Source organism: Marinomonas alcarazii, assembly GCF_003208215.1.
GTDB lineage: Bacteria > Pseudomonadota > Gammaproteobacteria > Pseudomonadales > Marinomonadaceae > Marinomonas > Marinomonas alcarazii.
The window spans coordinates 126696-139650 of sequence record NZ_QKLW01000006.1 but is presented as its reverse complement, the minus strand read 5'-3'; the positions used below and the strand labels follow the sequence as shown (position 1 = coordinate 139650).

General features: G+C 45.5%; 14 protein-coding genes. 6 read left to right on the top strand and 8 right to left on the bottom strand.

Annotation, left to right across the window (positions count from 1 at the left end):
* Positions 1-146: 146 nt before the first annotated feature.
* Positions 147-1337 (top strand): NO-inducible flavohemoprotein, encoded by a 1191-nt coding sequence (gene hmpA / locus DFP75_RS13085; RefSeq protein WP_110576378.1) that lies wholly within the window; start codon positions 147-149, stop codon positions 1335-1337.
* 26 nt (positions 1338-1363) lie between these two features.
* Here the strand turns inward: hmpA and DFP75_RS13080 are convergent, their stop codons facing one another.
* Positions 1364-2101 (bottom strand): sulfite exporter TauE/SafE family protein, encoded by a 738-nt coding sequence (locus DFP75_RS13080; RefSeq protein ID WP_245927060.1) that lies wholly within the window; start codon positions 2099-2101, stop codon positions 1364-1366.
* Between DFP75_RS13080 and DFP75_RS18620 the strand changes: the two genes are divergently transcribed.
* Together DFP75_RS18620 and DFP75_RS13075 are read left to right on the top strand one after the other, a co-directional pair.
* Positions 2007-2237 (top strand): hypothetical protein, encoded by a 231-nt coding sequence (locus tag DFP75_RS18620; RefSeq protein ID WP_245927061.1) that lies wholly within the window; start codon positions 2007-2009, stop codon positions 2235-2237. The two genes, DFP75_RS13080 and DFP75_RS18620, sit on opposite strands and share 95 nt — an antisense overlap.
* A 66-nt stretch (positions 2238-2303) precedes the next feature.
* On the top strand, positions 2304-3206 hold the full coding sequence (locus tag DFP75_RS13075) for a LysR family transcriptional regulator (RefSeq protein WP_110576376.1): 903 nt from the start codon (positions 2304-2306) through the stop codon (positions 3204-3206).
* A 90-nt stretch (positions 3207-3296) separates the two neighbouring features.
* On the opposite strand, the gene DFP75_RS13070 is transcribed toward DFP75_RS13075, so the two are convergent.
* Entirely contained in the window at positions 3297-3938 is a 642-nt protein-coding gene (locus DFP75_RS13070; RefSeq protein ID WP_110576374.1) for a glutathione S-transferase family protein, read from the bottom strand.
* 179 nt (positions 3939-4117) lie between these two features.
* On the opposite strand from DFP75_RS13070, the gene DFP75_RS13065 reads away from it, so the two are divergent.
* Positions 4118-5095, top strand: a complete 978-nt coding sequence (locus DFP75_RS13065) for a helix-turn-helix transcriptional regulator (RefSeq protein ID WP_110576372.1) — start codon at positions 4118-4120, stop codon at positions 5093-5095.
* 30 nt (positions 5096-5125) lie between these two features.
* On the opposite strand, the gene DFP75_RS13060 is transcribed toward DFP75_RS13065, so the two are convergent.
* From DFP75_RS13060 to DFP75_RS13040, 5 genes are all read right to left on the bottom strand, one after another.
* Positions 5126-6286: a GNAT family N-acetyltransferase gene (locus DFP75_RS13060; protein WP_110576370.1), complete on the bottom strand. Its 1161-nt coding sequence runs from the start codon at positions 6284-6286 to the stop codon at positions 5126-5128.
* A 40-nt stretch (positions 6287-6326) separates the two neighbouring features.
* The gene (aroE, locus tag DFP75_RS13055) at positions 6327-7127 is read right to left on the bottom strand and encodes a shikimate dehydrogenase (protein ID WP_110576369.1); all 801 of its coding nucleotides are present in this window, start codon (positions 7125-7127) and stop codon (positions 6327-6329) included.
* A gap of 40 nt (positions 7128-7167) precedes the next feature.
* Complete coding sequence (gene hemF / locus DFP75_RS13050) at positions 7168-8112, bottom strand: oxygen-dependent coproporphyrinogen oxidase (protein ID WP_110576367.1); 945 nt, start codon at positions 8110-8112, stop codon at positions 7168-7170.
* A gap of 104 nt (positions 8113-8216) precedes the next feature.
* The gene (gene lpxM / locus DFP75_RS13045; RefSeq protein ID WP_110576365.1) at positions 8217-9155 is read right to left on the bottom strand and encodes a lauroyl-Kdo(2)-lipid IV(A) myristoyltransferase; all 939 of its coding nucleotides are present in this window, start codon (positions 9153-9155) and stop codon (positions 8217-8219) included.
* 81 nt (positions 9156-9236) lie between these two features.
* Complete coding sequence (locus tag DFP75_RS13040; RefSeq protein ID WP_110576363.1) at positions 9237-9800, bottom strand: TetR/AcrR family transcriptional regulator; 564 nt, start codon at positions 9798-9800, stop codon at positions 9237-9239.
* A gap of 140 nt (positions 9801-9940) precedes the next feature.
* Here DFP75_RS13040 and lpdA point away from each other — a divergent pair, with 140 nt between their 5' ends.
* Positions 9941-11344: a dihydrolipoyl dehydrogenase gene (gene lpdA / locus DFP75_RS13035; RefSeq protein ID WP_110576361.1), complete on the top strand. Its 1404-nt coding sequence runs from the start codon at positions 9941-9943 to the stop codon at positions 11342-11344.
* Positions 11345-11412: 68 nt separating this feature from the next.
* On the opposite strand, the gene DFP75_RS13030 is transcribed toward lpdA, so the two are convergent.
* The gene (locus DFP75_RS13030; RefSeq protein ID WP_110576359.1) at positions 11413-11766 is read right to left on the bottom strand and encodes a hypothetical protein; all 354 of its coding nucleotides are present in this window, start codon (positions 11764-11766) and stop codon (positions 11413-11415) included.
* 214 nt (positions 11767-11980) lie between these two features.
* Between DFP75_RS13030 and DFP75_RS13025 the strand changes: the two genes are divergently transcribed.
* Complete coding sequence (locus tag DFP75_RS13025) at positions 11981-12955, top strand: dihydrodipicolinate synthase family protein (RefSeq protein WP_110576357.1); 975 nt, start codon at positions 11981-11983, stop codon at positions 12953-12955.

Genomic DNA, 12955 nt, shown 5'->3' with positions numbered 1-12955 from the left:
GGACTTTTTTATTAGCGAGTCTTATTGACTCTTAATTTAACGAATAAAATACAAACCATTGATTTTCAATGCCATTTTTTAGTTGGCACACACTTCGCAATATAAGAGTTAACACGCTTTATTCACCCCTTTAAAAGGATACAAACATGTTAACTCAACATCATATAGATACAGTAAAAGCCACTATCCCACTTCTTGCTTCTGCAGGGACCGCGATTACTGAGCATTTCTATCAACGCATGTTTTCTCATAACCCAGAACTAAAAGATGTGTTCAACATGACGCATCAAAGAACCGGTGGTCAGCCTGCGGCTTTGTTCAATGCCATCGCGGCCTACGCGACACATATCGATAACCTCGAAGTGCTGACCAGCGCCGTGATGCGAATTGCTCATAAGCACACCAGTTTTAATATCCAACCAAATCAATACGATATCGTTGGTCACCACCTTATTGAAACCTTACGTGAGCTGGCTCCAGAAGCGTTCACCAAAGACGTAGAAGAAGCTTGGGCGGCTGCGTACACTCAACTCGCGGATATCTTTATCAAGGTCGAAGGCGATCTGTATAAAGAGCGTGCCGCGCAACAAGGTGGCTGGAAAGATTTTCGTCGCTTCCGTGTTGCCTCCAAAACGCCCGAATCCGATTTGGTCACCAGCTTTGTGTTTGAGCCAGTCGATGGTGGCGCAGTGATCGACTACCAACCCGGCCAATACTTGGGTGTAAAGTTACATCCAAAAGGCAATGAGTTCGATGAGATACGTCAATACTCTCTATCAACCGCGCCAAATGGTAAAAATTATCGTATCAGCGTCAAACGCGAAGGGGCTGGCGATATCAAAGGGGTTATGTCGAATTACCTGCACGATCACCTAAATATTGGCGATGAGATAGAAGCCATGCCACCAGCGGGTGACTTTGTTTTCCAAGACAAGCAAACACCTGTTGTGCTGATTTCTGGTGGCGTAGGTTTAACGCCAATGCAAGCCATGCTAAACACGCTCGCAAAGCAAGAGTACAGCCACCCGGTGAGCTATTTACACGCTTGCGCTCACCAAGGTCAGCATTCTTTTAAAGAGCACGTAAACGGTCTGAAAAACCAACTAAACTTGTCTGTTCATACTTGGTACGAACAAGCTGACAATGAAGAAGAAGGCGTGTCAAAAGGCATGATGCAGCTAGATGCGATAAAAGACAGCTTACCGCTGACAAATGGCGAGTTTTACTTATGCGGACCTGTTGGTTTCATGATGTTTGTGAAACAGCAATTGCTAACCCTTGGCGTGGAAGCCGACCGCGTTCACTACGAGTTGTTCGGCCCGCATCAAGAGGTGTGATAGTTAACCCATCCCGACCCCTCCCCTTAGGAAACAAAAAGGGAGGGAGTTAATACAGCAAGACTAGCTCCTCCCCCTGCTAAGGGGGAGGAGCCTAATAGATTAAGCCCCATACGCCCAATTAAAAAAATCAGTAAGATTAAAAACAACACTCGAATGAAGCCGCTGCCAAATCGAAGTGCTAGAAACACACCAACAAATGCGCCAAGAATATTACAAACAGCAATGACTCCACCTATCTGCCACAATACATTTCCACTGGGTATGAAAAACAACAAAGCAGAGGTAAATGTCCCTAGATTAATGAGCTTGGCCGAGGCGGAGGCATTTAAAAAATCAAAGCCAAAGCCTCGAATAAAAAGAAATATTAAAAAGCTTCCGCTTCCTGGACCAAACATACCATCGTAAAACCCAATTAAACCTCCAAACATTATTCCTTTGAATAGCTCGATTCTTTTGCCTTCAAGAACCGTGTGATTTAGGCCAAGATCTTTTTGTCTAAACGTATAAACAGCCATACTGATTAACAACAAAAACACCAAATACTGCATTAATTCTTCTGGTATTTTGGAAATAGATTTAGCGCCTAAATATGCAAAGACAAACGCAGAGATAGCGGTTGGAATCATAATGCGCCAAACAATGTTGATACGCTTCATGTAAGAGTGAATGGACGATAAAGTTCCAGCCCAAACGGCTAATTTATTGGTACCAAACACCGTTGATAATGCCTGCTCAGGCAACGCATGCAGCAAAGCCGGTATTAAAATTAACCCACCACCGCCAACAGCGGCATCGATCAAGCCACCAAAAAATGAAAATACGCCAAGCGTAATAATGTCTATTGTAATCTCCTTATATAAGTTACCAATGTTTACTACCAATACTTTGGAACTTTAAGAGACTCGATAAATGAATAAAAGTGACTTATATTGAACTTATAATTCACTTAAAGTGAGCATCTGAATGGAACTTCAACAATTACGAATGTTCAAAGCCATTGCCGATTTAGGCAGCATCGCAAAGGCTGCAGAAAAACTTCATTGCGTCCCCTCCAACATCACCACCCGTATAAAACATCTAGAGGATGAACTAGGTGAACCATTACTCATTCGTCAGGGAAGAGGGGTAATACTGAGCCCGTCGGGAAACTTATTTTTGGAGTACACAAACAAGATTCTTATGCTGGCTCAGGAGTCTAAAAGAGCAATAGCGAGAGACAGCACCCCAGCAGGAAAGCTCAGCATTGGTGCTATTGAATCGTCTGCAACCAGTCGATTACCTAAGCTTTTATCGAAATACCATCAGCTGCATCCTAGCGTCGACATAGAATTCTCAACCAGTACATGGGAAAACTTAGAAGAAGCCGTCGCAAAGCATGAGCTAGACAGCGCTATCATTGCCGTGAAATCTGTAAACCCAAACATCGAATGTATCGAAATTTATCATGAGGAATTGGTGCTCATTGCATCGCCTTCTTTTGAGCCCATCACATCGCCAACCAGCCTAATTGGCAGAAATATCTACATGTGGCCGACAGGATGCCCTTATCGAAAAGCGCTTGAAAACTGGCTAGAAAAGAATAGCGTATCGGTGCCAATAACCAGCATTGCGAGTTATGGCACTATTTTAGGATGTGTAAGTGCTGGCGCTGGCGTATCTTTGGTGCCAAGGGGACTTTACGAGCAATTCAAGCAAATAGGCGGGATAAAAGGATATGTTTTTGATCAATTACACCCTGTTGCAAATTACTTTATTTGGAATAAAAACACTGGATACCACAGCGCAAAAGAAGCGTTTTTAGAGCTGATTTGCACAGAATTAACTACACTGAATGTAAACACTTCAGCACATAACATGACACCGTAATTTCCAGTCATATTGGTAAATCGTCTTTTAAAAAAACAAAAAACTTGAGTATATGGTGATACTCAAGCTCTGTTTTATTTAGACAATTGATTATGACTGGGCAAGCAACAACACTTGCTCTTGTTTCTCCACGCTTGTGAAGGTAGTACGAGAGGTGACACGGTCAATATAGGCGTCGACCACAGGGTTCGTCGTAATTAATCCAAACATGCGACACCACTTCAAACTCAATCCCCAAAGAATATCGACAGCGTAAAACTCTTCTCCCAGTAAATAAGGGCCTTTTGCTATCTGATCGAATAGCGTTTTTAGCATCTTATCAAAACTACCATAAGATGATTGTGAAGCCTCAACGGGAGGACGATTAAAGGCTTTATCAATCACAGCTGGCTCAAAACTGCTACCTTGGTAGGCCATCCAGCGTAAATACGCTCCACGTTTGGGGTCATTTAAGGCTGGCGCCAAGCCCTTTTCGGGAAATAAATCGGCTAAATACAGATAGCAGGCAACTTGTTCCGTTACCACGGTGCCGTTATGAACAAGCGTTGGAAATTTCCCCAAAGGGTTGATAGCGAGAAACTCCGGTTGTTGATTTTCACCGATTTTGAAATTCAGCACTTTCATATCATAGGGAATCCCCAACTCTTCCAGCAATACCCAAACGCCAGTGCCTCGGGTTTGTGGAGCATGGTACAGAGTGATGGTGTCTTGGTTGCTTTGAATCTCGCTCATATCCGTTACCTCATTAGGTTGTTAGATCATTTTTGGTTGTTACATGAGCTATATTAGTGACTAAACCTGACATCTAGTGTCAGGTTTATACTTTATACTGACGAAAAAACATTCGCTTAGTGCTGTTAGTTGGCAAGATGACTTAGCTCGACGACAAAGAACAGTGAAAGGAGAGCCTCATGCGAGCCAGCCGAATACTCAAAATACTAATGATGTTGCAAACCCACGAGAAGGTCACGGCCGCAGAATTGGCTGACGCCTGTGAAACCTCTATTCGTACGGTTTATCGAGATATCGAGGCGCTTAGTGCTATTGGCGTACCCGTCTACAGCGAACAAGGAGTGCAAGGTGGCTATCGGTTGTTGCAAGGCTACCGTACCCGTTTGAACGGACTTTCCGCCAAAGAAGCAGAAACACTGTTTTTGGCCGGGTTGTCTGGCCCAGCCCAAAAGATGGGATTGGAGGCAACGCTGGCTGACGCACAACTGAAGCTAAAATCCGCCTTACCAGACACGGTTCGGCACGAAGCAGAACGCCTACAAAGTCGATTTTTACTGGACACGCCAAATTGGTTTTCTGACGATGAACAAGTCACCTACTTGCCAACATTGATGACAGCCGTATTGGAGCAACGGCTTATTACCATGCGCTATCAGAGTTGGAAAGGCGAAATACAACGTCAGACCCAACCTCTAGGCATCGTTTTAAAAGGTGGACAGTGGTATTTAATGGCGAAGGTCGATACAGACGTTCGAACATATCGCGTATCTCGTATTGAATCGCTGACCTTACTGGGTGAGACATTCGAGCGGCCTAAAGACTTCAATTTAGCCGCGTTTTGGCAAGCCAGTTTACGCCGTATGGAAGCGCTTCAATTTCCAATTATCGCCGAAGTACGTTTAACCGCGTTGGGTGTTAAAATCATGGAGTACGTGTGTTCTTCTTATGTGATGAAACAGGCGACGATTGAGCCGATGGATGATTCAGGCTGGCACCGAGCTAGATTTCCAGTGGGCGAATCGTCACATGGCTGTGCTGAACTGTTGCGCTTTGGTGCCGAACTAGAAGTCATTGACCCACCAGAACTGCGTTTAGCAATGGAAGAGCTGGTGTCGTCCTTGGCAGTGCTATATCAGAGAAATGATTCTCCAAATTAAGCAAATTTCCTCCCGAGCCATTGGCAGTAATCAGCTTTCCTGCTTAAACGGCAGCATTTCATGGGTATCTTGATGATACTCACGCACGGCTTCAGCTTCTTCTTCACAGAAGTTACCGATGGCTTCACGGAAACCTTCGTGGGCGATGTAGTGAACGCTGTGGCTGAACACAGGTTCGAAGCCGCGGGCGATTTTGTGTTCCCCTTGAGTGCCCGGATCAAAATGCTGTAACCCTTTTTCTAGGCAAAACTCAATGCCTTGGTAGTAGCAGGCTTCAAAGTGCAGGCAATCAACTTCTTCCATACAGCCCCAGTAGCGGCCATACAAAGAATGATCATCAAAGAAACACCAAGACGCAGCGATGGCTTCGTCACCTCTGAAAGCTTGCACCAAGAGGATTTGCTCGCCCATATTTGCCGCTAGTTGACCAAAAAATTCTCGAGTTAAATAGCCTTGTTGACCACGTTTGGCGTAAGTGGATTGATAGCACAGATAAAAGAAGTCGATGTCTGCAGTAGTTAGGTCGCTGCCGATGGTTCTAGTCAGTGTAATGCCTTCCTTAGCGACTTTCTCTCGTTCCTTGCGCGCGGTTTTACGCTTACGGCTGGAGAAGTGCGAGAAGTAATCTTCCATGTCTTTATAACCGCGGTTAAACCAATGGAACTGACAGGAAATTCGGTGCAGTAGGTCTTTATTTGGTGCAAATAGAGCCGCGTGTTCTGGCTTAGCAAATAACAGATGCCAGCTTGAAAATGCTCGCTCTTGGTTGGCACTTGTCATGAGTTCGGCAAGCGCTGGGTACAGATGGGAAAATGCGGCATCATCGCCTTTCGGATCAAGGTGCGAAAAAAGCCGCACACCGGTTACTGGTGAGAAGGGAATCGCCCAAATACGCTTAGGAAAGTAGCGCATGCCGTAACGTTGGTAAGCGTCCGCCCATGACCAGTCGAAAACAAACTCACCCTGAGAGTGGGTTTTCAAATAGGTTGGGGCGATGGCCAGCGGGCTGTCATCGTCGTCTATCACCAGCAAATATTCTGGGTACCAGCCGGTACCGTCGCCAATACTTTTGCTTTGCTCTAAGGCATGATGAAAGGCAAATTGCGCAAACGGATATCGCGTTTCTCCAATAGCCTCTTGCCATTTGGCTTCGCCTATTTGATCAACCGAACTGAACCATTGCGCTTTCATACTGCTTTCCTTTCTCCGCTTATTGCTCATACCGCTAGATTTACATCTGTTGGCGCATTGCCTCAACTAAGCTGGCTGTTTCAGGACGAACTTGGCGCCACAAATAGAAAGCTTCTGCGGCTTGTCCCACCAACATGCCTAGACCATCGGCTCCTTCGGCACCACGCTCGTATGCCCACTGTAAAAACACCGTTCGCTCTTTGCCATACATCATGTCGTAACACCATGTTGCTGCATTTATTAGCTCATCTTTCAATGGCGGTAAACTGCCAGACAAGCTCGCTGAAGTACCATTGATGATGATATCAAAAGGGCCTTCTAGCGCTTCGAAAGACGACGCCAGACAATCAAATTGATCCGCCAGAGATTGTGCTTTTTCAAGGGTGCGATTCGCAATGGTGACCGATTCAGGATTTTCTGACAAAACAGGCTCAAGTACCCCTCGAACAGCACCACCCGCACCCAAAATCAGGATGCGTTTGTCGGTTAAACTTTGCCCGTGGTTTTTAATAATGTCACTAACCATGCCAATTCCGTCGGTATTGTCGCCGAAAAGGTCGCCATTTTTACCCATGAGCAAAGTATTCACCGCGCCGGCTTGTTTGGCGCGTTGGCTTAAAATATCGCACATGGCATAAGCACGTTCTTTGAACGGCACCGTAATATTTAAACCTTTGCCGCCTTTTTCAAAAAAGTCTCTGACTTGATTTTCAAATGCAATCTCGTCACCAAGTAAGGTCGAATAGACTAACTCTTGTTTCGTTTGCTCTGCAAAATGCGCATGAATGCTTGGCGATTTACTGTGAGCAATTGGGTTACCTACAACAGCGTATTGATCCACAATGTATCCTCTTCATTGTTGTTCTATTCGTAAGCAGCGGTTAGCTCGCAGCCAACCAATCTTTTGATGTTAGGTAGTAGTCGGTTAATTTGGCTTCTTCACTGTTTGGCTCTATTTGATACTCGTAGGTCCAGCGAACTTCTGGCGGCAATGACATCAGAATCGATTCCGTGCGGCCTAAACCACTTTGCAGGCCAAAATGCGTTCCGCGGTCAAACACTAAGTTAAATTCAACATAACGTCCGCGACGATGCAATTGAAAGTCTCGCTGTTGTTCGGTGAATGGTAGGTCTTTACGACGCTCTAGAATTGGTAAATACGCTTCAGTATAAGCGTTACCTACCGATTGCATCATGCCGAAACAATGCTCAAAGCTGCCTTCGTTAAAATCATCATAGAACAAACCACCGATACCACGTGGTTCGCCACGGTGCTTCAAATAAAAGTATTCATCGCACCATTTTTTAAAGCGCGAATAATACCCTTCACCGAATGGCTCAACTGCATCGTGAGACGCTTGGTGCCAATGGATACAGTCTTCTTCAAAGCCATAATAAGGCGTCAGATCAAAACCACCACCAAACCACCAGACTGGCGCCATATCGTCTTTATAAACGATGAACAAACGCACATTAGCATGAGACGTCGGAGCCATGGGATTATTAGGATGAATAACCAAAGACACGCCCATGGCTTCAAATCGGCCACCCGCTAATTCAGGACGATCAACCGTCGCCGAGGGTGGTAAGTTATCACCCATGACATGAGAAAAGTTAACGCCACCTTTTTCAATCACCTCACCACCCGCGATAACACGCGTGCGTCCGCCACCACCATTTGGGCGGTCCCAAGCATCTTCTTTGAAGCGCATAGACGGCTCAATACTTTCTAACGTCGCGCAAATATGATCTTGAAGAGACAGGAGATAGTCTTTAACGGCTTGTACATCAAGGTTCGTTACCGTAGCAGGTGAGCTTGTTGACATGAAATGCTCCATCTTGTGGTGTCGATTGTAGGATAAATAAAAAAACGGCCTAATCATTTAGGCCGTAGTTTATCACTTAATAGACTGTTTTCGTGAGCATATCGCTAATAAAGGCGGGAACCATCAGGACGGGTTCGCAACAAGTTAAGCACCCACATGTATTGCTCAGGGTGCTTGGCAATCATCGCCTCTAGCGCTTGATTCATGATTAATGCATCCGTTGTCTCATCGCCACTTGGAAAGTTTTCCAAAGGAGGAGAGATAAACAATTCGTATCGACCTGTTTTGGCGTTATAAGCTGGTAGCATAGGTACTACTTTCGCATTACTTAATTTTGCCAATTTCCCCAAGCCCTTCATGGTTGCTTTGTTTGATGCAAAAAAAGGCGTGAACACCGAGTGCTGGGCACCCAAATCTTCATCCGGTAAGTAATACCCTAAATAGCCCTCTTTGATCGACATCATGAAGGGTTTGATTCCCGCACTGCGGCTATATACACGCGCCCCATAGCGGATGCGTTGTAAATGAATCAGCCAATTCAATATTGGGTTCTTCTGAGTACGAATCATGGCAACCGTTTTGTGACCTTTTGCCGTCAACATCACGCCCGCGTAATCAATGGCCCAACAATGCGGGACTAACGCAATCACATTTTGATCACTTTCCAAAAGAGGGAACAAATGCTCTTGCCCAGACATGATACAGCGGTTTTCACAATACCGTTTACTGCGGACAATCAGCTCACCGTACGCAATGAAAAATTGCGCCGCAGTTTGAAAACTTCTCTTTAATATGTCTTCGCGCTCCTCCAGAGACTTTTCTGGAAAGCATTGCTCTAAGTTAATGCGTGCCCTTTTTAACGCTTTGCTTTTTGTGTGCAGCAATCGACGCGCAATCCAACTGGCTAAACTGTCTCGCAAACGCTGAGGCAAAAAGGCAACTAACAGAGAGCAAAATACACCAAGCCACGTTAACCAAAAACGAGGATGAAGAAATCGCCACTCAAAAGTAGGGTTGTACAAATGCTTTTCGACTGGACTCATTAAGCAAACTTTTCGCATAAAATATGAAAGCTTTATGATACCTCAATCATGCCATGCCTGAAATTAGTATCTCGTAGGTTTTTATAGATAACGGCTGCGCCATTCAGATAATGCGTGATCGAAAAATTCAGACTGATTCGTGCCTTGCACTAAAATAGAAGCACCATGCAAACAAGCCAATAACTGACTCGCTAGTATCAACCCTGAATCCTTATTAATAGGATCTAAACGCACAAAAACCTGTGAGAGCCAGTCCAAAATAAGCTGGTAAAATGCCGCTAATTCCGCACCAACAGATTCTGGCAAAATGGCTTTATTCGATGTCAGCATAGTACATAAACTCATATCTCGCTGATCTACCACCTTATCTTTGAATCCCTTGATAAAGCCATCTAACAACATTTTAGGATCAAACTTGTCATCATTTGGATTAGGTAACAACTCAGAAAAATCACGGGTATAACGTCCCATCACTGCCGACACTAAGTCTCCTTTAGTCGGATAATGATAGTGAACACTCGCACTCTTGATACCCACTGCGTCAGCAATGTCTCGGAAGCTAAACGCGTTATAGCCACCTTTCACAATAAAGCCTTCGGCGATGTCCAGAATTTTATTTTTGGTATCGTTCCTCTCAACGGTCATTCTGTGTCTCTTCATTATGTTGTCTATCAGGTGATAGGTATTTTATTGACCAAGCCTAAATACTCAAGCTATATTCTACCTACCTAGTGATAGATAGAATATAGCTTGAGCTTTGTTAAACAATTTAGGAGAGTAACGTGATGTACGATCTAGTGGTTTTGGGTAGTGGTCCTGGCGGTTATGCAGCCGCATTTCGAGCTGCAGACTTGGGCTTAAATGTTGCCATGATAGAACGCCACGACACCTTAGGTGGCGTTTGTCTAAATGTTGGCTGTATTCCATCAAAAGCCTTATTGCATGTGGCGGGAAAAATCCTGATGGCAGAAGAACCTGCTCATGGCGTGACATTTACCAAGCCGACCATCGATCTTGAAGCCATTCGACATCACAGACAATCCACCGTCGACACATTAACAGGTGGCCTAACAATGATGGCTAAAGGTAGGAAAGTCACCGTTATTCATGGCGAAGGCAAGTTTGACTCCACTAACTCCATCACTGTCACGAAAGACGGTTCAGAGAAAAAAGTCGACTTTAAAAACGCCATCATTGCTGTCGGCTCTCGTGCGATTAAACTGCCATTTGTGCCTTATGACGACCCGCGAATTTTAGATTCAACCAGTGCCCTACAGCTCGAACGTATTCCAGAACACTTATTAGTTCTCGGCGGCGGCATTATCGGTTTAGAAATGGCTACGGTTTACCAAGCACTTGGCGCGAAAATTACCGTCGCAGAACTTGGCGAACAAATCATGACGGGCGCAGACAAAGACCTAGTGCGTGTCTTCGAGCAAGTAAACAAAGACCGTATGAGCTTTTTAACCAACACCCAAGTCACCGATATAGAAGCCACCCCGGAAGCGTTAAACGTTACCTTGAAGGACAAAGATGGTGAACGCCAGCTCGCTGTCGATGCCGTACTGGTTGCCGTTGGCCGCTCGCCGAATGGCAAAACCGCGGGCATTTTAGAGATTGGCGTCACGTTGGACGAGCGTGGTTTTGTATTAACGAATAATAAGTGCCAAACATCTGTACCCAATATTTACGCCATTGGCGATGTTACTCATGGCCCGATGCTGGCGCATAAAGCCTCTCACCAAGGCCATACCGCCGCCGAAGTTGTTGCAGGTCATAAAGTCGACTTCTTACCTCTCGCTATTCCGTCTATCGCCTACACCTTCCCAGAAGTGGCTTGGGTTGGCTTGACCGAAACCGAAGCGAAAAAGCAGGATATCCCTGTTAAAACCGCCGTTTTTCCATGGACAGCAAGCGGGCGAGCGATTGCTTCTGGCGTGACGCAAGGTAAGACTAAACTTATCTATGATGAAGCAACAGAACGCGTCTTAGGTGCTGGCATCGTTGGTTCTCATGCAGGGGAATTACTCGGTGAACTGACCCTAGCCATCGAGTTCGGTGCAACATTGGAAGACATCGCCTTAACCATCCACGCCCACCCAAGCCTCCACGAAACCGTTGGCCTAGCGGCCGAGCTTGGCGCAGGGACGATTACCGACTTGCCGAATAAGAAGGCAAAGAAAGCTTAATGATTACAGAACGCTTTACGTGAGCAACCTATGGTTGTTCACGCACCGTCATTTCCTCACAGAGGAACTCAACTCACGTAGACGATATGTTGCTCGTCATCATAGCTAAAATTGAGATGGATCTGGATTTGGCTTTCTTCAAGGTGCAGCTTAGAAACAAGATCAAATGTGCCGTTTTCGGCTTTATTCGCCAGAGCTTTTAATTGCTTTTCCAACATCACCCAAGCAACACTATCCCTCTCCTCATCAATTCCAGCAAGCTCGATAGAATGCGTCCTCAACCAAGCAAAATACGCCAATGAATTGGCTTTGATATCAAGGCTGCCACCAGCGTCAGAGGCGACGTAACTCAACCCACATAGAGAAAGCTGCTGCATTAAATACGCTTTCCATTGCAGCATAAACTGATCTAAATACGGCAAACAAACCTCTTTCAACTTATTAAACGTTATAGGCAAACATATAGAACACACTTCTGTAAAAGCCAGCAAGTAGAACAGTATAAATCTTTGTAGAAATCGCACCTATGCAGATAATTCATTGACTACTTTTCAGACTAGGTATATTTTGGATACAAAATCCATTTTTATTATTGGGTAGCAAAATCCTTCAACTTCTTTGAAAAGGTATCGATTTATGAGCAGTTCTGTTTTAGATGCAAGTGTTTTCAATGGCATTATGCCGGCGTTGATGACGCCTTGTAAGGCGGATCGCACGCCAGATTTCGATGCCTTGGTAAAGAAGGGTAAGGAGATGATCGCGGCGGGCATGTCGGCGGTGGTGTATTGCGGTTCTATGGGCGATTGGCCTTTGTTGACAGATGCAGAACGGATGGAAGGCGTGGAGCGTTTAGTAAACGCTGGCATTCCTGTCGTTGTTGGTACAGGGGCGATTAACACGAAATCCGCTGTGGCACTGGCCGCTCACGCTCAAAAAGTCGGTGCGGCAGGCTTAATGGTGATTCCTCGTGTGTTGTCTCGCGGCTCCGTCATTGCGGCACAAAAGAACCATTTCAAAGCGATATTGGCGGCCGCTCCCGATGTGCCAGCGATTATTTACAATAGCCCAGTGTATGGTTTCGCAACGCGCGCCGATTTGTTTTTTAGCTTACGCGCTGAGCATTCGAATTTGGTTGGTTTTAAAGAGTTTGGTGGGGAAGACGACCTTCGTTATGCCGCGGAGAATATCACCTCGAAGGACGACAGTGTCTTGCTCATGGTTGGCGTCGATACCGCGGTTTTCCATGGCTTCGTCAATTGTGGCGCAGTCGGTGCGATCACAGGCATAGGGACAGCATTACCAAAAGAGGTGCTGTTGCTGGCGAATTTGTCACGCAAAGCGGCCGCCGGCAATGCCGAAGCGCGAGTAAGAGCAAAAGAATTAGAAGAAGCCTTTAGCGTATTAGCCAGCTTTGATGAAGGGCCAGAATTAGTGCTTTTCTTCAAATATTTGTTGGTGTTGAATGGGGAAGAGGAATACCGCTTACATTTCAATGAAACGGACGAGTTGAATGACGCCCAACGACATTATTGCGAACAGCAATATGCCTTGTTCAAGGCGTGGTTTGCCGATTGGTCTAAACAAGGTGGAGTAATTACAGAATGCAGGTAA

What these genes read in the sequence shown, in the direction of transcription:
- hmpA (WP_110576378.1), top strand. Translation starts at nt 147, where the DNA reads ATGTTAACTCAACATCATATAGATACAGTAAAAGCCACTATCCCACTT.
- DFP75_RS13065 (WP_110576372.1), top strand. Translation starts at nt 4,118, where the DNA reads ATGCGAGCCAGCCGAATACTCAAAATACTAATGATGTTGCAAACCCAC.
- DFP75_RS13070 (WP_110576374.1), bottom strand. Translation starts at nt 3,938, where the DNA reads ATGAGCGAGATTCAAAGCAACCAAGACACCATCACTCTGTACCATGCT.
- lpdA (WP_110576361.1), top strand. Translation starts at nt 9,941, where the DNA reads ATGTACGATCTAGTGGTTTTGGGTAGTGGTCCTGGCGGTTATGCAGCC.
- DFP75_RS13075 (WP_110576376.1), top strand. Translation starts at nt 2,304, where the DNA reads ATGGAACTTCAACAATTACGAATGTTCAAAGCCATTGCCGATTTAGGC.
- lpxM (WP_110576365.1), bottom strand. Translation starts at nt 9,155, where the DNA reads ATGAGTCCAGTCGAAAAGCATTTGTACAACCCTACTTTTGAGTGGCGA.
- hemF (WP_110576367.1), bottom strand. Translation starts at nt 8,112, where the DNA reads ATGTCAACAAGCTCACCTGCTACGGTAACGAACCTTGATGTACAAGCC.
- DFP75_RS18620 (WP_245927061.1), top strand. Translation starts at nt 2,007, where the DNA reads ATGGACGATAAAGTTCCAGCCCAAACGGCTAATTTATTGGTACCAAAC.
- DFP75_RS13025 (WP_110576357.1), top strand. Translation starts at nt 11,981, where the DNA reads ATGAGCAGTTCTGTTTTAGATGCAAGTGTTTTCAATGGCATTATGCCG.
- DFP75_RS13040 (WP_110576363.1), bottom strand. Translation starts at nt 9,800, where the DNA reads ATGACCGTTGAGAGGAACGATACCAAAAATAAAATTCTGGACATCGCC.
- DFP75_RS13060 (WP_110576370.1), bottom strand. Translation starts at nt 6,286, where the DNA reads ATGAAAGCGCAATGGTTCAGTTCGGTTGATCAAATAGGCGAAGCCAAA.